This window comes from Burkholderia sp. Ac-20349 (assembly GCF_017104865.1).
Lineage (GTDB): Bacteria > Pseudomonadota > Gammaproteobacteria > Burkholderiales > Burkholderiaceae > Burkholderia > Burkholderia aenigmatica.
In genome coordinates this window covers 1-17,968 of record NZ_JAAGPM010000059.1, presented here as the reverse complement: position 1 = coordinate 17,968, position 17,968 = coordinate 1, and the positions used below count along the sequence as shown (strand labels likewise).

The 17,968-nt window shown below is 65.5% G+C and carries 15 protein-coding genes and 1 pseudogene; 6 read left to right on the top strand and 10 right to left on the bottom strand.

Annotated features, from left to right (window positions below; all coding sequences use genetic code 11):
• Window positions 1-96 precede the first annotated feature (96 nt).
• Complete coding sequence (locus G3N61_RS20095) at window positions 97-639, top strand: MarR family winged helix-turn-helix transcriptional regulator (protein WP_205823404.1); 543 nt, start codon at window positions 97-99, stop codon at window positions 637-639.
• A gap of 217 nt (window positions 640-856) precedes the next feature.
• Here G3N61_RS20095 and G3N61_RS20090 read toward each other — a convergent pair whose 3' ends face one another.
• The 5 genes from G3N61_RS20090 to G3N61_RS20070 all read right to left on the bottom strand — a co-directional run bounded on the left by G3N61_RS20090 (window position 857) and on the right by G3N61_RS20070 (window position 5,880).
• Window positions 857-2,041 (bottom strand): outer membrane protein transport protein, encoded by a 1,185-nt coding sequence (locus tag G3N61_RS20090; protein WP_205823403.1) that lies wholly within the window; start codon window positions 2,039-2,041, stop codon window positions 857-859.
• A gap of 476 nt (window positions 2,042-2,517) precedes the next feature.
• Window positions 2,518-2,943, bottom strand: a complete 426-nt coding sequence (locus tag G3N61_RS20085; RefSeq protein ID WP_205823402.1) for a nuclear transport factor 2 family protein — start codon at window positions 2,941-2,943, stop codon at window positions 2,518-2,520.
• Between the two features lie 23 nt (window positions 2,944-2,966).
• Window positions 2,967-3,719 carry an alpha/beta hydrolase gene (locus G3N61_RS20080; protein WP_205823401.1) on the bottom strand — a complete coding sequence of 251 codons (753 nt, stop codon included), beginning with the start codon at window positions 3,717-3,719 and terminating at the stop codon, window positions 2,967-2,969.
• Between the two features lie 372 nt (window positions 3,720-4,091).
• The gene (locus G3N61_RS20075) at window positions 4,092-5,081 is read right to left on the bottom strand and encodes an AraC family transcriptional regulator (RefSeq protein ID WP_205823400.1); all 990 of its coding nucleotides are present in this window, start codon (window positions 5,079-5,081) and stop codon (window positions 4,092-4,094) included.
• A gap of 172 nt (window positions 5,082-5,253) precedes the next feature.
• Window positions 5,254-5,880, bottom strand: a complete 627-nt coding sequence (locus G3N61_RS20070) for a LysE family translocator (protein WP_043178086.1) — start codon at window positions 5,878-5,880, stop codon at window positions 5,254-5,256.
• 178 nt (window positions 5,881-6,058) lie between these two features.
• On the opposite strand from G3N61_RS20070, the gene G3N61_RS20065 reads away from it, so the two are divergent.
• The 3 genes from G3N61_RS20065 (at window position 6,059) to G3N61_RS20055 (ending at window position 8,494) form a co-directional block, all read left to right on the top strand.
• Entirely contained in the window at window positions 6,059-6,859 is an 801-nt protein-coding gene (locus G3N61_RS20065) for a helix-turn-helix transcriptional regulator (protein ID WP_089453510.1), read from the top strand.
• Window positions 6,860-6,983: 124 nt separating this feature from the next.
• Window positions 6,984-7,403, top strand: a complete 420-nt coding sequence (locus G3N61_RS20060; protein ID WP_089453509.1) for an ATP--cob(I)alamin adenosyltransferase — start codon at window positions 6,984-6,986, stop codon at window positions 7,401-7,403.
• A 95-nt stretch (window positions 7,404-7,498) separates the two neighbouring features.
• Window positions 7,499-8,494 carry a LysR family transcriptional regulator gene (locus tag G3N61_RS20055; protein ID WP_089453575.1) on the top strand — a complete coding sequence of 332 codons (996 nt, stop codon included), beginning with the start codon at window positions 7,499-7,501 and terminating at the stop codon, window positions 8,492-8,494.
• 275 nt (window positions 8,495-8,769) lie between these two features.
• On the opposite strand, the gene G3N61_RS20050 is transcribed toward G3N61_RS20055, so the two are convergent.
• Window positions 8,770-9,678, bottom strand: coding sequence for a LysR substrate-binding domain-containing protein (locus G3N61_RS20050; protein ID WP_089453508.1), 909 nt, complete (start codon window positions 9,676-9,678; stop codon window positions 8,770-8,772).
• A 108-nt stretch (window positions 9,679-9,786) separates the two neighbouring features.
• On the opposite strand from G3N61_RS20050, the gene G3N61_RS20045 reads away from it, so the two are divergent.
• A complete protein-coding gene (locus G3N61_RS20045) occupies window positions 9,787-10,869 on the top strand; it encodes a tartrate dehydrogenase (RefSeq protein ID WP_089453507.1) in 1,083 nt (360 codons plus the stop codon).
• A gap of 219 nt (window positions 10,870-11,088) precedes the next feature.
• Window positions 11,089-12,399, top strand: a complete 1,311-nt coding sequence (locus G3N61_RS20040) for an MFS transporter (RefSeq protein ID WP_205823399.1) — start codon at window positions 11,089-11,091, stop codon at window positions 12,397-12,399.
• A gap of 338 nt (window positions 12,400-12,737) precedes the next feature.
• Here the strand turns inward: G3N61_RS20040 and G3N61_RS20035 are convergent, their stop codons facing one another.
• From G3N61_RS20035 to G3N61_RS20020, 4 genes and pseudogenes are all read right to left on the bottom strand, one after another.
• Complete coding sequence (locus G3N61_RS20035) at window positions 12,738-14,111, bottom strand: DUF6138 family protein (protein ID WP_205823398.1); 1,374 nt, start codon at window positions 14,109-14,111, stop codon at window positions 12,738-12,740.
• Between the two features lie 128 nt (window positions 14,112-14,239).
• A pseudogene (locus G3N61_RS20030) lies at window positions 14,240-14,738 on the bottom strand (shikimate kinase).
• A 278-nt stretch (window positions 14,739-15,016) separates the two neighbouring features.
• Window positions 15,017-16,351, bottom strand: a complete 1,335-nt coding sequence (gene argG, locus G3N61_RS20025) for an argininosuccinate synthase (protein WP_011355992.1) — start codon at window positions 16,349-16,351, stop codon at window positions 15,017-15,019.
• 329 nt (window positions 16,352-16,680) lie between these two features.
• Window positions 16,681-17,751 carry an FUSC family protein gene (locus tag G3N61_RS20020; RefSeq protein ID WP_205823397.1) on the bottom strand — a complete coding sequence of 357 codons (1,071 nt, stop codon included), beginning with the start codon at window positions 17,749-17,751 and terminating at the stop codon, window positions 16,681-16,683.
• Window positions 17,752-17,968 lie beyond the last annotated feature (217 nt).

Here is a 17,968-nt window from a genome sequence, read left to right as displayed (position 1 = left end):
CCTGGCAGTCTCCAAAAATGACACTGGTTATCAAAAAAGATTTGATCTATACCTATTCAACAAAGCTAAATGATGTGCCATCAAGGAGTGACTGCCATGGCGAACTTGAACGACGAGCGCATTCTGTCCATCACCACCGGAGCGTGTCTGGTTGACGGGACGGATGCGGCATTTCGGTGCCTGGTCAACGGGCTGTTGCCGTTCGCGGTGCGGTTGCAGTCGGTGCGCGACGGTTTCGGGTCATTGATTGGGCTGACGGGCATCCAGTACTCGTTGCTGATCTCGATTGCGCATCTTTCGTCGGATGACGCGGTGACGGTAGATCGTCTGGCGGACCAGTTGCACCTCAGTGTCGGGTACGTCACGGTCGAAACCGACAAGCTCAAGAAATACGGGCTGGTCGACAAACAGCGCCGTCCGGAGGACAGGCGGCGAACGCTGTTGACGATCACGTCCGCCGGTTCAGCGCTGCTTCGGGGGCTGGCTCGCCGGCAACAGGACATCAATAACGTACTGTTCGAGGGCGTCACATCGGCCGAATTCAAGGTGCTTTGCTCGCTGGTCGACCGCCTCGTGATCAATGGCGATCGGGCGACGCTCAATTTGAACCAGTATCTGGCAGACCTGGGAACGATCTGACCAGCGCATTCAGGCCGATGGCGAAGCGCCGTCGGGTTACGCTGCCGCAGCTGGCAGGATCGGAGGCACGTGGCATCCCCCGTGTCCGCTGCAGTGTCCTTGGTCGATTGGTTCGCACGCACGGATTCCACCGGTCACATCGCGCACTCGATGAACAATGCAACGGCTCGCTCGCCGTGCAATGTTCATGCATTCGTTTTTTCAGCATCGTCTGCCGTCAAAATTTCCTTGTGTACGTGAGCGCAACGTAATTGTTTTGCAAAAACGGGTTGGTCCCCGCACTCAGACCGGTTCCATTCACCTGCACACGCGGCGAGATGGCATACGCGAATGACAGCTCCGACTGCTTGTTCATCCGATACGTCGCGCCAACCGTGTAGGTGCGCTTGAGCGTGATGGGAACGAGGAACGTAAATGCCGTATTCGCCGGTGTCACGAGCTGGTTCGTGATCTCGAAGCCTCCCCGCAACGTGAGCTTGTCAGTCACGTCGTATTGCACGCCGACGCGGTAAGCGTTGATATTGGTCAGGCCGAACCCCGGGCCGTTCGCTGCACCGAGCGGCGCGGAGAAGGTGACCGGATTGCCGAGTACACGCGTGCCGCCGTAGTTGAAGCGAATCCAGTCGAACCCGATCAGCCACTTCGGCGTCGGACGGAAGGCGATGCCGATGCCGTATTGTTCCGGTTCGGCGAACCGGCCCCCGTCAGGGAAGATCGCGCGGTATTTGTGCCAGGGCGTGTAGCGGATCTTCGATGAGTAGAACGCCCCCATCGACAGCTGAGACGTGATCTGGCTCATCCACCCGATCTTGAAGCCGTAGCCCGGCGTCCAGTTGCGCCCCTGGTTCGGTAGCCCGGTCTGCGCCTCGACACCTTCGACGTCGATGGTCGACAGTGCGCCGACCACGGACAACGCAATCGCGTGGTTTCGTGCCGCGCCGAAGCGATACGCGACGGTGGGCGCGACGTGTACGAAGACGCCCTGCGCAAACGTGTTCGAATTTCCCGGGATGCCGCCGTAGGGTGTTCGGTAACTCATCAATGCACCCGATGCCCAGGATGCCACCCCGAACACGAGCGACGGAGACAGCGACTTGACATAGCCGAATTCGGGCATCGGCACGATGCCCGTTCTCGTGTCGTATGTCGCTCCGTTGACTTGTGCGCCGCCGTGGATCGCGAACAATCCGCCGCCGATCTCCACCCGATCGCCGGAAAACGCGATGCCGGCCGGGTTCTCTGCCGGTGCCAGCGCCGACTCTCCGGTCGCGATGCCGACGCCGCCCATCCCTTGCTCACGGGTGCCATAGCCGGTCGTATAAATTCCGGTGCTGGCGACACAGACATTCGCGACGCCGGCCGATAATGCCACGGCTAGCGAAATGACTTTACGCTGTTCCATCCTGTCTCACTTGTCCTGTTGTTGCTTTTGTTCGGTTCGCAATAGCATTGCGACTTGCTATGTCGATATGGGGTTAATTTGTTCGTGAATATGAATACGTAATCCTAATCATGATGATGAGGTGGATTTCCTGAGCGATTGATCTGCTGCGGAAGTCCTTGCTACGACGAAGCGATACCTATCGATTTCCACCCGTGGTGACGACGTCTACGCGAATGTCGGTTTCAGTCATGGCAGGAAGCCAAGGCGCGGTGTATCGAGAAGACGATTGACCCGCAACGCGAGCGCGTCGCCCTTGTGCGATCGTGCGCACCGCTTGCGCCTGACGCTATCGAAAGCAGGCCAACGTCATTGCCGGGAGGCTTGCGCCGCCGTGTACCGACGTGAGCGAATGCCGGCAGAGGCGCGTTGTTGCTCCAGCGATGTCCGACACAAGGCGGCATGCGTGGAGCAACCCATCCGACATGCGCGACGGCCTACTCGGTCGGCATCGCGGGCGAAGGCGCCGTAAGCGTGATGGCCAACGTCAGGTGCTCGAACCTCCACTGTCCGGCTTGCCGTGTCATCCGGCCGATCAGCTTTGCGCAGCCGAGGATCTCGACGGGGCGCCGATCCATGCCGAACTTCACGACGTATCCATGAATCACCGGCGCATCGTTGCTGCCTTCCACAACGAAGTTGGTCACGGTATGCATCGCGCCGTTCTCCGCTCCCTTGTCGATATGGCTCTGAATGAATGCTTCGATTTCCGCACGCCCGTGGAACGCGCCATAGATCGCTTCGAACTTGCCGTCCTGGGTGAAGGACTCGGCCCAAGCACGCGCGTTGCGACCGTCGAGCGCCTGATAGGCACGCGCGACGGCTTCCTGGACTTCAAGTTTGGTTTCTGCCGATAACGTCATGTTGATTCTCCTTGGGGGTGGCTTCAGGCGGGTGCACGCGCAGCGCTTTGCCAGAACTGTTCGAGCACATCGTTGAAAGGTTTGCCGATCCGCTGTACTGCGTGCGTCGAGCCGGGGAAGACTGCTCGTTGTGCACTCAGCTCTGCAGCCAGCGTGTCGCAGATCGCTTCGAACACCGGGCTGCACTGCCCCGAGACGATCAGCTTCGGAAACCGGGCGCGCTTGAGCTGCGCGAGCGGAACGTAGGTTGCCCACGGTGTCTCGGTCTTCAGGTTGGTCGTTGCCGCAGCAAGCCCCGGCGGAAGCGGCGAGGGCAGTTGCAACGGCATCTGCAGCGCGGCGGCAAAGCCGTCGAGGAAGGTGGTGGCGGTTGCCGTCGACGAGGTGGCCCAGTGCCTTTGCATCGCCAGCGATGCTTCGGCCACGACCGGATGGCCCGCTGCGTTGGGGAATGCCGGTGGTTCGATGAGTGTGAGTGAACGAACACGATCCGGCGCGAGCGCCGCCGCACGCGCTGAAATGACGCCGCCCATCGATGTGCCGACCAGATGCGCGCCGTCTTCCAGCAGTTCGACGATATCCAGGGCGTCCGCTTCGGGATCGACGCAGATGATCGGCGGATTGTTGCCGTATCCGCGTCGATTCACGATGACCAGCCTGACTCGCTCGGCCAGCGAACGCTGTTCCGAAAAGGCCGCGCGCCCGTCGTTCAGGCTGCCGTGAACCATCACGACCCGGTCGCCGTGGTCTCCCAGTGTCTCGATATCGAGTTTCATTGCCTTTGTCCCCATCACGTTGAATTCGCTCGTGATGGCGCCGAAGCATGTGATTGCTTCAGCGCACCACGATTCAGGAGGATTGCGGTGCCGTTTCAGCGGTGGTTGGCCGAAACAGCCAGGTGCGCAATTTCTGAAGACAGGGTAGGTGGCCGGAAATCCGTGAACTATCGGAAACGCGAAGACTTGCTATCGGAATCGCGCAATTCGCAGCAACGTGATGGAGGCGACCGGACGCATCGCCCCGTTGAACCGGGAGCGGCACAGGGCAGGCGCAGGTGAGGACATGGGGTCAGGCCGAATGGGTGGCGTGCAACGCGGGACGCAGCTGCGTTCAGAAGGAGGAGGGCAGGAACAGGTGCCCGGTCTCGCCTATTTGTTCAGGACTTCGGAGGGTTTTTTTCCGTAGCGACGCTTGAAGCTCGTCGAGAACTCGCCGAGATGGGTGAAGCCGCACTGGAGCGCGACATCCGTCACGGACGTGCCGCCCGGTGCGGCAAAAGCAAGCGATTCGTACGCACGTTCGAGGCGCTGGGTGCGCAGCCACTGGGCTGGCGTCACGCCAAGATCTCGCTGGAAGCCCAGTTGCATGCTGCGCAGGCTGACGTTGCATGCGCGGGCGACTTCGCTGAGTCTGACGGGGTCGCCAAGGCGCTCGAGCATGTATGTCATGGCCCGCCGGATTTGTGCAGCAGGCGCCCGCTGTTGATTCGCGTTGATCGACGCGCTGAAATTGTGGGGTTGTGCCAGAAGGAGCGTTTCGATCAACAGCTCTTCGATCTGAACGAAAAGCCGCGGGTGAGCGTGCGCGTTGTCGAGTGCGGTCAGGCCCACGGCGGTTTCAATGAGCGTCAGCCAGGGCGTGGGCAGCTCGACTAGTGAAAGATTGAAATGCACGGGCTCGAAGGTGGTCTTCCCCAGCATGCTCGCGCAGACCGACTCGACTCGCCGTCGATCCAGACGCAGCATGAGCTGGTCAAAACTCGCGCCGATATCAAGCTTGAAGTCGTGGTACGGTCCGACGATCGTGCCGCACCCCCTGGATAAGGGGGCCATCGACGAACCATAAGAGAAGCTGGCTTTCCCGCCCAGCGGGATCGAAACGATGAACGTGTCTTCTTCCGGCATGGCCGGCACGATCGTGACATCGCCACCGTAAAGTAACCGGCTGAGCGATAACGGCCCCATTGGCAGGTGATGAAGACGCGCGGCAATCCGTCCATGCCGACGCCTCAGAACGAGCTGGTGCGGGCGAAGCGCTTCGGCACAGCCGCGTACGACAGCGTCCGGGTCTTCGCTGGCGAGCATGAGGTGCTCGGCCTGGAAGAGATTATCGGCAATTCTCGATATGGACGTGCTCATCGACTCGCTCCATCGTCGGCGGTCCTGACCGATCGCTCATGCGTTCTGGCGTTCGCTGTTTTGCGGCCGTTGGTGCTTGTCCAGGCCCGATGTTTCGCGGTGATTGGCGGCGCGGGTCGGTGTAGAGGGCTTCGCCGGCAGGCGCCACGGAGACGTCATGCGGCCGCGCGTGTCAGCGCTGCTGCACGGCCACGCGCAGCCCGAGCGCGATGAAGATCGAGCCGATGATCTTCCCCTGCCAGCGCGTGAGCCACGTGAGCCGCTTCACGAGGCGGCCGAGCGGGCGGATCGAGCACGCGATCAGCGTCGTGTAGAGCGAACTGAGCACGACGAAGATCAACCCGAGCACCGCGAACTGCACGAACGTCGAGCCGCGTTCCGGATGCACGAACTGCGGCATGAACGCGAGGAAGAACAGCGCGGTCTTCGGATTCAGCACTTCGGCGGGAATCGCCTGCAGGTATGCCTTGAGCGGCGTGACGGGCGCTACGCTCGGCAGCGACGGATCGGACGGCTTCTCCAGCAGCGCACGCACGCCGAGATAGATCAGGTAGGCGGCGCCGACCACCTTCACGACGTTGAACGCGAGCGCCGACGTCATCAGCAGCGCCGACAGGCCGACGGCCGCGAACAGCGTATGCACGAAGTCGCCGCTCGCGACGCCGAGGCCGGTCAGGATGCCGGTCTTGCGGCCGCCCTGCACGGTGCGGCTCAACACCAGCAGCACGGCGGGGCCGGGAATCAGGAACAGGCCCAGGACGACGGCCGTGAAGGTGGTCAGCGTGGTCAGGTCGAACATGGCGGCTCCGGCAGGTGGGCGCAGCGGGGGGATCGGGGCATTGTATGCGCTTCGGCGTGCGGCTGCTGACGGAGCGCGGGCACCCGCCCGACGGCAGGGCCGCGCCGGCGCCTTTCTGGTATAAGCACGACAGGACGCGCGGGCAGCGCGTCCGGCTTCCTCCAACGTCCACCGTTTCATGCGCAAGCTTCCACCGACCACCGATCCCGCAGCGGATGACGACATCTTCCATGTGCCGCGCCCGCTCGTCGTGTTCGGCGGCTCGGTCGTCGAGCCCGAATGGCGGCTGGAGCGGCACAGCCATCCGCAGGCGCAACTCCTTTACACGCTGAGCGGCGTCATCTACTGCGAGATCGACGGCGGCGTGTGGAGCGCGCCGCCGCAATGCACGGTGTGGATTCCGGGCGATGTTCCGCATGCGGCGCGCGGCTCGGCCGGCGCGACGTTCTACGCGGTGCTGGTCGAACCGGACGCCGCGCTCGACCTGCCGGCGCGCTGCTGCACGCTGTCGGTGTCGCCGCTGCTGCGCGAACTGCTGCTGAAGGCGGCGAGCTTTCCGAACCTGTACGACGTCGACGGGCCGCAGGGGCGGCTGATGGCGACGCTGCTCGACGAACTCGTCGCGGCGCCGGTCGAGGATCTGTACCTGCCGATGCCGGACGATCGCCGGCTGCGCAAGCTGATCGACCATCTGCTCGACGATCCGGCCGACAAGTCGCCGCTGCCCGAACTCGCGCGCCGCGCGGGCATCAGCGAGCGCAGCCTGACGCGGCTCGCGGCGAAGGAGCTCGGGATGAGCCTCGGCGACTGGCGCCGGCGGCTGCACGTCGCGCTGTCGCTGCGGATGCTGACGACCGGCCGCCGCGTACACCAGATCGCGATCGACCTCGGCTACGAGAGCGCGAGCAGCTTCGTGACGATGTTCCGCAAGGCGACCGGCAAGTCGCCGACGCAATTCCTGACCGACCGGCAACGCTGACGTTGAAGGTCGCGCCGCCCTTGGTGCGCGATTGGCCGGATTGAGCAAGCGGTTGGCCGGGACGATAAATGACGCGATGGGCCTCGATCCATAAAATGAGAATCGTTCTCATCTGGAGGTCAACATGCAGATCATCACGACCGAATTCCCGTTTGTCTGGTTGCGTTACAGCGGCTCGACGCACACCGATCCCGCCCGTCTGATCGCCGAACTCGACGCATTGCTGGCGCGTCGCGAGCCGTTCGTGCTTCTGACCGACGATGCGCCGTCCGGCGACGATCGCGGCGCGGACGATCACGAGTTGCGCAAGCAGCTCGCGAAGTGGAGCAAGGCCAACCGCGCGCAGTCGCGCGAATGGATTCCCGCGATGATCGCGATCGAGCCGGACGCGTCGCGGCGCGTGGCGCTCAACGCCTTCTCGGGCGCATTCGAGAAGGTATGGGGCTATCCGCTGAGCGCGACCGAAAACCGCGACGATGCGCTCGCGCTGGCGCGGCGGCTGCTCGACGAACCGGCGCGCGGCGCCGCGGCGGCGAACGGCTGAACCGTCTGCCGCGCCGGCGGCGCGGCGTTCCTCGATACGCATGCACGGTGCGCAAGCGCGCGCCGCGGCATGCGGCAAACATGCAGGGGTGTCCGGTGGACAATCCGATCCGCGCGATGCGCATCTTCACGCGCATCGTCGAAATGAACAGCTTTACGCGTGCCGCGCAGGCGCTCGGCATTTCGCGCGCCACCGCGACGCGGACCGTGCAGGAGCTCGAAACGGCGCTCGGCATGCCTTTGCTGGTGCGTACGACGCGCGCGCTGCGGGCGACGCCCGAAGGCGACGCGTACTACCGGCGCTGCGTGCGCATCACGGCGGACGTCGACGAGCTTGAAGCCAGCATTCGTGGCGCCGCGCTGCATCCGAGCGGGCCGCTGCGCGTCGAGCTGCCGCCGGCGGTCGCGGATGCGATCGTGCTGCCGGCGCTCGGCGAGTTTCATGCACGGTATCCCGACCTGGTGCTGACGTTGGGCGTGTCCGGCCGCGCGGCCGATCGCGCCGGCGACGCGATCGATTGCAGCGTGCGGCTCGGCGAACTGCCCGACTCGTCGCTCGTCGCGCGCCGGCTCGGCATGCTCGAGCGCGTGACCTGCGCGAGCCCCGCCTATCTCGACCGCTACGGCGTGCCGCGCACGCTCGACGATCTGGCCGCGCATCGCGCGGTCAGCGCGTCGTCCATTCCGGGACAGCGCACGGCCGAACTCGAATGCCTCGTCGATGGCGCGGTGCGCAAGGTGCGGCTCGACGGGATCGTCAGCGTGGACGACGAGCAGGCGTATCTGGCGTGCGGCGTGCACGGCCTCGGGCTGATCCAGCCGCCGCGCGTCGCCGCGCAGCCGCTGATCGACGCGGGGCAACTGCGGGAAGTGTTGTCGCGGTGGCATCCCGACGCGATCGCGGTGTCGGCCGTCTACGTGAAGCGCCCGCATGTGTCGCCCGGCGTGCGCGCGTTCGTCGACTGGATCGCGGAGCGGTTCGATGCGGCGGTGAGTGAGCAGGCGGGCATGCTCACCGCACGAGTGTGGCGGCCGATGGTGGGCGCCGCGGACAGGGTTGATCAGGTGGACGCCCAGATGGCCGCAGCTTGATCAGCAAGTGTCGAGTCGGGCGCGGGCAACGGTTCGCAATCGTCGTGGGTGCGCTCTCTTGACCGACGATATTGCGGAAGCAGATCGATGATCCTGCCGGGTTGCCGTGGCGGAGCGGACGGCGCCGGCCGCGCGTGAATCCAGGGGATGCCGGCTCATATGAAAGTGTCAATATTCTGGCGATTTTTTGACGAAATAGCTGAAATATTGGCTCTTTTGACCGAGCCGCACGTTTGTCTCTCTCGAATCGACGTGCGTCGTTTCCTGCGTCCCGATTACCGCCCGAGCTCACCCGCCAGAAAATCGACGAACGCCCGAATGCGCGTGGACATCTGGTGCCGCTGCGCATACACCGCATAGATATCGGCGCTTGGCGTCTCGTGGTCGGGCAGCACGACGACCAGGCGGCCGTCGGCGAGATAGTCGCGCAGGTCCCATTCCGCGCGCATCAGGATCCCGTGCCCGTCGAGCGCCCATTTCACGGCGATCTCGCCGTCGTTCGTCGTCAGGTTGCCGTTGATCCGCACGGCTTCCGTGTGGCGTGCCGTGCCGCGCCCGCTCGTCAGGCGCCAGACGCCGTAACCTTCGTCCCCCTGCCGGATGCCGATGCAGTTGTGCCGCGTCAGGTCGTGCGGCGTGACGGGGGTGCCGTGCTGGGCGAGATACGCGGGCGCCGCGCACAGCAGCCGGCGGTTCGGCGCGAGCCGCCGCGCGACGACGCGCGTATCGGGCGGCTCGCCGAAGCGGATGCACACGTCGAACGCGTCGTCGGTGAGCGGCGGCGGCATCACCGACAACTGCAGTTGCACCGACACCTCCGGATAACGCGCGACGAAGCGCGAGATCGCGGGGCCGACTTGGTTGCGCCCGAAACCGAGCGTCGCGTTCACGCGCAGCAGCCCCTTCGGGCGCTGCTTCGCGCTGCCGAGCAGTTCGCCGAGTTCGTCCATCTGGTCGAGGATCCGGCGCGCGTAGTCGAGATACACGTCACCTTCCGGCGTCAGCATCATTCGCCGCGTCGTGCGGTTCACGAGCGTCACGCCCGCGCGCCGCTCCATCTGCGTGAGCCGCTTGCTGACGGCCGCCGCGGTCAACCCGAGTTCGCGCGCGGCCGCGCTCAGGCTGCCCGACGCGGCGAGCGTCGAGAAGAAGCCGAGATCGGCCGGCTGGACGGTATCCGCCATGACGGGATTCGTGAATTAAAGTTAAAGATGCTTTGAGTTTAGCACCGGTTCCAGCACTTCTGGTTCGGTAAAGTGCATCCACGCTTACGATCAATCGAGGATGTCCGCATGAAGACCTACCGTATCGCAACGATTCCCGGCGACGGCATCGGCAAGGAAGTGGTGCCGGCCGGCAAGCAGGTGCTGGAAGCGCTGGCCCGCGGCAGCGACCGCTTTGGGTTCGAGTTCGAGGATTTCGACTGGGGCGCCGATTACTACCGCCAGCACGGCACGATGATGCCGGCCGATGGTCTCGACGCATTGCGCGGCAAGGACGCGATCCTGTTCGGCTCGGCCGGCGACCCCGACGTACCCGATCACGTGACGCTGTGGGGGCTGCGCCTGAAGATCTGCCAGGGCTTCGACCAGTATGCGAACGTGCGCCCGACGCGCATCCTGCCCGGCATCGACGCGCCGCTGAAGCGCTGCGGGCCCGACGACCTGAACTGGGTGATCGTCCGCGAGAATTCCGAAGGCGAATACGCGGGCGTCGGCGGCCGCGTGCACCAGGGCCATCCGATCGAGGTTGCGACCGACGTATCGATCCTCACGCGCGCCGGCGTCGAACGCATCATGCGTTTCGCGTTCCGGCTCGCACAGTCGCGTCCGCGCAAGCTGTTGACCGTGATCACGAAGAGCAACGCGCAGCGGCACGCGATGGTGATGTGGGACGAGATCGCGAAGCAGGTCGCGCAGGAATTCCCCGACGTGACGTGGGACAAGGAACTCGTCGATGCGGCGACCGCGCGCATGGTCAACCGGCCGGCGTCGCTCGACACGATCGTCGCGACCAACCTGCATGCGGACATCCTCAGCGATCTCGCCGCCGCGCTCGCCGGCAGCCTCGGCATCGCGCCGACCGGCAACATCGATCCCGAGCGCCGCTATCCGTCGATGTTCGAACCGATCCACGGTTCTGCGTTCGACATCATGGGCAAGGGGCTCGCGAATCCGGTCGGCACGTTCTGGTCGGTCGCGATGCTGCTCGAGCACCTTGGCGAAACGGAAGCCGCCGCGCGCGTGATGCAGGCGATCGAGGCGGTGACGGCCGACCCGTCGCTGCACACGCGCGATCTCGGCGGCAGTGCGACGACTGCGCAGGTGACTGCGGCCGTCTGCGAGCGCGTCGCTAACGCGGCGGTCGCAGCCTGATGACGAGGGCGGCAATGGGCATGCCGGCCGCGACGTAGCGGCTAGCGGCGGCGCGCTTGCGCAACCGGTAACCGGCCGTCGCCCGTTCATCATCCCCCGGATTTTCCTGCCCCGAGACTCGCGCATCCGACGCGAGCCGGGCGTCGGCCCGCCCGCTTCGCGGTGGCGCCGGCGAGCATTCACAGACAGAGCACGGCTCGACCTCGAAGGAGGAGACACATGCAAGCGGATCTGGAAACCCGCGTCGCGCGGAAACTGATGTGGCGCATCATTCCGTTCGTGATGCTGCTTTACTTCGTCAGCTTTCTCGATCGCGTCAACGTCGGCTTCGCCGCGATGACGATGAACAAGGCGATCGGCCTGTCGCCGACCGCGTTCGGGTTCGGCGGCGGCCTGTTCTTCATCGGCTACTTCCTGTTCGAAGTGCCGTCCAACCTGATTCTTCATCGCGTCGGCGCGCGCATCTGGATCGCGCGCGTGATGATCACGTGGGGCATCGTGTCGGCCGTGTCCGCATTCGCGGCCGGGCCGGCGAGCTTCTACGTGCTGCGCTTCCTGCTCGGCATGGCCGAAGCCGGATTCTTCCCCGGCATCATCCTGTACCTGAGCCTGTGGTTTCCCGCGAAGCAGCGTGCGGTGGCGGCCGCGTGGTTCATGGCGGCCGCGCCGATCTCGACCGCAATCGGTTCGCCGCTGTCGGGCGCGATCATGCAGATGCCACCGATGTTCGGGCTCGCGGACTGGCAGATGCTGTACGTCATCGAAGCGCTGCCGGCGGTCGTGCTCGGCTTCGTCGTGCTCAAGTGCCTGATCGATTCGCCGTCGCAGGCCGCGTGGCTGCGCGCGGACGAGCGCGACTGGCTGATCGCGAAGCTGAAAGCCGAAGCCGATGCGCGCCACACGCATGCCGGGCATACGGCCGGCGCGTGGCAGGCGCTGCGCGATCCACGCGTGCTGGCGCTTGCGCTGATCTACTTCGGTACGTCGGCGGGGCTGTACACGCTCGGCCTGTGGGCGCCGCTGATGGTCAAGCAGTTCGGCTTCACGGCGCTGCAGACGGGCTTGCTCACCGGGATCCCGAGCATCGCGGCCGTCGTCGCGATGATCGGGTGGGCGCGGCATTCGGATCGTACCGGCGAGCGTACGTGGCACGTCGTGATTCCGTGCGTGCTTGCATGCATCGGCTTCGTGTTCGCGGGGCAGGCGAGCACCGCGCTGCTGACCGTGCTCGCGCTGGTCGTCGTCAACATCGGGATCAGCGCGGCGAAGGCGCCGCTGTGGGCGATGCCGAGCGCATTCCTGTCGGGCGCCGGCGCGGCAGCGGGCATCGCGATGATCAACTCGATCGGCAATCTCGGCGGGTTCGTCGGGCCGTTCGCGATCGGCTGGCTGAAGCACGTGACGGGCGGGTATGCCGCGGGGCTCTATGTGGTGGCGGGCACGCTCGCGGTGTCGGCAGTTGTCACGCTGATGCTGAGCCGCAAGGGGGCACGCGGGCAGGTCGTGTCGGGCGTGCAGCACCATCATTGACGATGCGCTTCGTTGGTGTAGCGTGTCGAACGAGGCAACTGCGTGCGGGCTCCGCGGATGCGGCTACACTCGTGTGCGCGGGCCGGCATGCAGGCAGCGTTCGACGACTGGATCGCGGAGCGGTTCGATGCGGCCGCTCGCGGGCAGGCGGGGCTGGTTACGGGCCTCGCAGCGAGATGGCCCGGGCCGGACCGGCTCGATACGCGGGTTGTCGACGTGTCCGAGGCGGTTGCGTGACTTCGGTTTGATGGCGATTGGTCGGCGTGGCGGCTCGCCAGTCATATGAGCGAGTGCCGATATTCTGGCGATTATCGCCATGAGATCGCCAGAACGGCGCGCTATGCCAGCACCGCCTCGTACAACGCCCGGAGTTCGTCCGGTGCGCCGGCAATCAGCTTGTCGGGATGACGGTTCGCGGCTTCGCCCCAGATCGCATGCACGACCGCCTTCCACACATGTTCAGACACGCGGCGATCGCCGTCGAGGCTGGCCTTCAGCTGGCCGATCGCCGAAGGCGCTTGCTGCGAGGCCGCTCCGCGCGCATCGGCGAGTGCGGCGAGGCTGTCGTGGTTGGCGATCGCCGACGCGTAAGCCTTGATCGGTTCGAGGTGCTGGATGTTGTCCGCGCACGCCACCAGCAGCGCGATCGCGTTCGGCGTGAATCCGTGCGCGGCGATGTATGCGTGCAGGAATTTCGCCTGGATCGACTGGTGTTCGCCGTCGCACCGATGCAGATAGTCGAGCGCGAGCGGCAGGTAGCGATCGTCGGCCAGCGCGAGCGCGAACACGGCGAACGTGCCGGGCATCGCCGCGTCTTCGCCGTCGAAGTTGGTGTACCACTCGTATTCGCGCATCGCCGATCGCGCATAGTGCTCGATCAGCGGCCACAGCGCAGGATGGCCGGCCGCACTCGCGAACAACGCGTGAACGCCTTTCTTCGGCAGCCCCTTGACCGGCAGGTATTGGCTGGCCGGGCTGCGGAACTCGATGGCGTACGAGCGCGGGAAATCCGCTTCGAGCAGCCGGCACAGCAGCGTCAGCGCCGTGCGGTAGCTGTTTTCCGCATCGTCCTTCAGCGTGATCCTGATCGTGCCGAATGCGTCGTTCGCGACGCAGGAAACCGTATCGTCCCGGTGCCGCACGAGATCGGCCGGCAACTGGCCGGAGCCGTGCGCCTTCAGGCGCGCGGGCAGGTCGGAGCCGAGCGCGGTCACCTGGTCGAAGATCGCGTTCGCATTGACCGAGTCGAAGCTCATCCCGTACTTCATGAAGCCCACCGCGATCCAGCACGCGAAACGCAGCCATGCCGGATTCACGCGGGCGAGATCGGCGTCCGGTTTCAAGACCCAACGCTGCACGGAGAGCCAGCCGCCGCCCGCTTCGTCGTGGAGAAACGGATCGCGCACGGTCGGCTCGTACCAGCTCGACGTCAGCGTGTAGCTGATCGACGTCCAGCCGAGCAGCTTGCGCATCTTGTCGGTGAAGGCCTGCGCGGCATCGGCGTCGAAGCCCTCGGCGTTCTGGCGGGCCAGGAAATATTCGAGCACGGCCTCGCCGAGCACACCCTGTCCGTCGACCTTGAAGCCTTCAGCGCGGCTCAGCTTGCGAACCCGCGCGGTGCCGGCCTCGATCTGCGCGACGATCGCGTCGAATACCGGTTTCGTGTCGGGTCGACGAATCGTGTCTTCGTAGATCAGGTAGTCAATCGACATCGGGGCTCCGTTCAGGGGAAGGCGTCGGGTTGAAGGTCGGTGGCTGGGCGGTGTTCGACCGCACAAGGGTTCGTCGACGGCAGTCGTGCAACGCACGCGGGGCGTGCTTCACGCGGCCACGCGTACCGCTAGGCGCCGGTCGCCGCGACGCGTCGCGCAATGTCGTTCGCGCACGCGTCCCGCCGATGCGGTCGACGTATCGATCAGGCAATCGCTGAACGCACGCGACGCATACCCTTCGCGATACATGTCGGCAACACGTTGGCGCTCCCAGTCCGTCAGCGCACGCGAGCCGCGATTCGACGAGGCGACCGCTTCGGGCGGCGCGAGCGTCACGACGAACAATCGCGCATCACGCGCATCGCAGGCGGCGCGCAGCCGCTCGAACTCGGTTTCGCCGATCGGATAGGCGATGACCAGATGACGCTCGCGAGCGTTGGCGATCTGCGTGACGAGACGTTCGAGCGCGATGGCCCACTGCACGTCGAACGGTGCGTCGTCGGGCGCATCGTGATCGTCGCCGTCGATGAAGCGCGCATCGGGCAGCACGCGGGCGAGCGCGAGACCGATCGTCGTCTTGCCGCTGTTGATGGGGCCGTTCAGGTGGATGACGGTAAGGGCGGTCATGAGTCGGCGCGGGAATCGGAAGACTCGCAGCTTGCCATGACTGGCGCGGCCGTGCAGTACCGTTGGTCCGTCACGCGGGGCGATGCGATTGGCGGAAGCGGGAAAGGCGGAAAGGCGGAAAGGCGGAAAGGCGGAAAGGCGGAAAGGCGGAAAGGCGGAAAGGCGGAAAGGCGGGGGAGAGAAGAAGCGGCAGACTGCGCGCGTGGTGATGCACAACGCACGCAGCCTGCCCGGCCGTGCCGCATTCGACGATGCGGCACGGCGTCGAGCGAAGCGACTTACTTGTCGTCGCCCTTGATCTGCGGCAGCGCCGACGTTTCACCCGGCGTCAGCAGGCCGACTTGCGAATACACGCGCAGCTTGTCGCGCGTATCGGTGATGTCGAGGTTGCGCATGGTCAGCTGGCCGATTCGGTCGCGCGGCGAGAACGTCGAGGCAACCTTCTCCATCGACAGGCGTTCCGGCTGGTACGTGAGGTTCGGCGACTTCGTGCTCAGGATCGAGTAGTCGTTGCCGCGGCGCAGTTCGATCTTCACTTCGCCGGTGATCGCACGCGCAACCCAGCGCTGCGCGGTTTCACGCAGCATGATCGCCTGCGGGTCGAACCAGCGGCCCTGGTACAGCAGGCGACCGAGGCGGCGGCCGTTCTCGCGGTACTGCTCGATCGTGTCTTCGTTGTGGATGCCGGTGACGAGACGCTCGTACGCGATGTACAGCAGCGCGAGGCCCGGGGCTTCATAGATGCCGCGGCTCTTCGCCTCGATGATGCGGTTCTCGATCTGGTCGCTCATGCCGAGGCCGTGGCGGCCGCCGATGCGGTTCGCTTCGAGCAGCAGCTCGACCGGGTCGCTGAACTCGACGCCATTCAGCGCGACCGGCTGGCCGGCTTCGAAGCGCACCGTCACTTCTTCTGCGGCGATCTTCACGTCGTCGCGCCAGAACGCGACGCCCATGATCGGGTTCACGATCTTGATGCCGCTTTCGAGGCTTTCCAGATCCTTCGCTTCGTGCGTCGCGCCGAGCAGGTTCGAATCGGTCGAGTAGGCCTTCTCGGCCGACATCTTGTACGCGAAACCGGCCTGGTTCATGAATTCGGACATTTCGGCACGGCCGCCGAGCTCGTCGATGAACGTCTGGTCGAGCCACGGCTTGTAGATCTTCAGATCCGGGTTCACGAGCAGGCCGTAGCGGTAGAAGCGCTCGATGTCGTTGCCCTTGTACGTGCTGCCGTCGCCCCAGATGTTGACGCCGTCTTCCTTCATCGCGGCGACGAGCATCGTGCCCGTCACGGCGCGGCCGATCGGCGTGGTATTGAAGTACGTGACGCCGGCCGTCGTGATGTGGAACGCGCCGCTTTGCAGCGCTGCGATGCCTTCGGCGACGAGCTGCGCGCGGCAGTCGATCAGGCGGGCGCCGGCTGCGCCGTATTCGATCGCGCGTTTCGGGATCGCGTCGTAATCGTCTTCGTCGGGCTGGCCGAGGTTCGCCGTGTATGCGTACGGGACGGCGCCCTTGAGTTTCATCCAGTGCAGCGCTGCGCTGGTGTCCAGGCCGCCGGAGAAGGCGATACCGACCTTCTGGCCGGTCGGGAGGCTTTCGAGAATCGTGCTCATAGGAATAACCGTGGATTGAAGCCGGTGGGATCGTATTTCGCGGAATATGCGAGTATCGGCTGTCCGGGAGGTTGGGGCAAGGGTTGATTTTGGTGCGGAACCGTCGTCGGGCCTGTCGCGGCGGGCCTGACGGGCGGTTAACCGGGCGGAGAACACCGTGCAAGCCGGGGCGAAATCGCGGCAGAAACAGGCATCGACGCGCCCGGCCGAGCGCCGTGTTTCCGGGGCCGGATCGGTCGAAGGGCGGGGCTGTCCCCGTCAGGATGCCGGTTTGCTGCAAAGAAAGGCAAATGAAAAATTGGTGCGCGAAGCCCGGATTCCCGCGAGCCTCAGATATTCCACGACTGCGCGGTATCGAGCAGCTTCTCGCGCAACTGGTCGACTTCCCCGGCCAGTTTGGCCGTGATCGACACGTAGCCGGACAGCTGCGGCGGCGGTGCGTCGTGCGGCGGGTCGGCCGGCCGGCGGCGCGGCGCGAGCCGGCTCGGCGTGCCGAACTTGAGCGCGCGGCTCGCGCCGACCAGCGTGTCGCGGATGCGCCGGTTCACGGCCTTCATGTCGACGCGCATGTATTCGCGCGCCGCGACGTCGTCGCGGGCCGGCACCGCGCTCGACAGGATCTCCAGATAGCCGATGCACAGGCGCAGGCTGCGCTGGATCGCCTCGAGCTGCGTCATCGACGTCTCGCATTCCTTCGACACCGACGGCATCAGCGAGCGCAACTGCACCAGCAGCGCGCTCAGCGCGGCCATTTCCTTCAGGTGCGCGTCGTCGCTCACGTGGCGGTCGCCCGCGAGCCGCGCATGCACGGCCGCGCACGCGCGCAGCGCGTCGGCGAGCTTGTAGCGCCACGAGTAGGTCGCATAGAGCGGCAGCGCGAACGAGAACGCCAGCGCGATCGCGATGCCGGTCAGCACGTTCACCGCGCGCCACAGGCCATCGACGATCTCGTTGTCGCCGTGCCCGGCGACGATCACCATCGTGATTGCCGACAGCAGCGCGATATAGCCGGCCTTGCCGATCGCGTGATACGCGCAGAAGCCGCACGCGAGCGCCATCAGCAGGTAGATCGCGAGCGGCGCGTGCAAGAACGAATAGAGCAGGATCAGCCCGAGCCCCGCGAGCGCGCCGATCGACGTGCCGAGCGCGCGCTCGGCCGCCTTCTTGCGGATGTTGCCGTGGTGCTGCAGCCCGCCGACGACGATCAGCACGGTAATCGTCGACCATTCGCCGTGCGGCACGTTCAGGCCGGTGGACAGCGCGATCGACACGAGAATCGCAAGCGAGACGCGTGCCGCATGGATCAGCTTCGCGTGCCGGTAGCGGCGGTACGGGTCGAGCAGCGGGCGGAGCGCGTTGCGCAGGAGCGGCGGCAGCCGGGTAGGGAGCGGGGCGGTCATGTCGGAGCTGGGGTGGCCGGAACGCGCACGGCGGCCTGCGCGGGCCGGCGCCGCGCCGCATGTGCAGCAGACGTAACGCTAGCCGAACGCGGGAGGACTGTCCACGGCGCGGTCATCCGGCCTGGCCGGCCGCCGCGCGACTTCACGTCGCGTCAGGGCGATGTCATGCGTCCGCGGCGGTCGGCTGCGCCTCCAGCACGCGGTTGCGGCCGCCGGA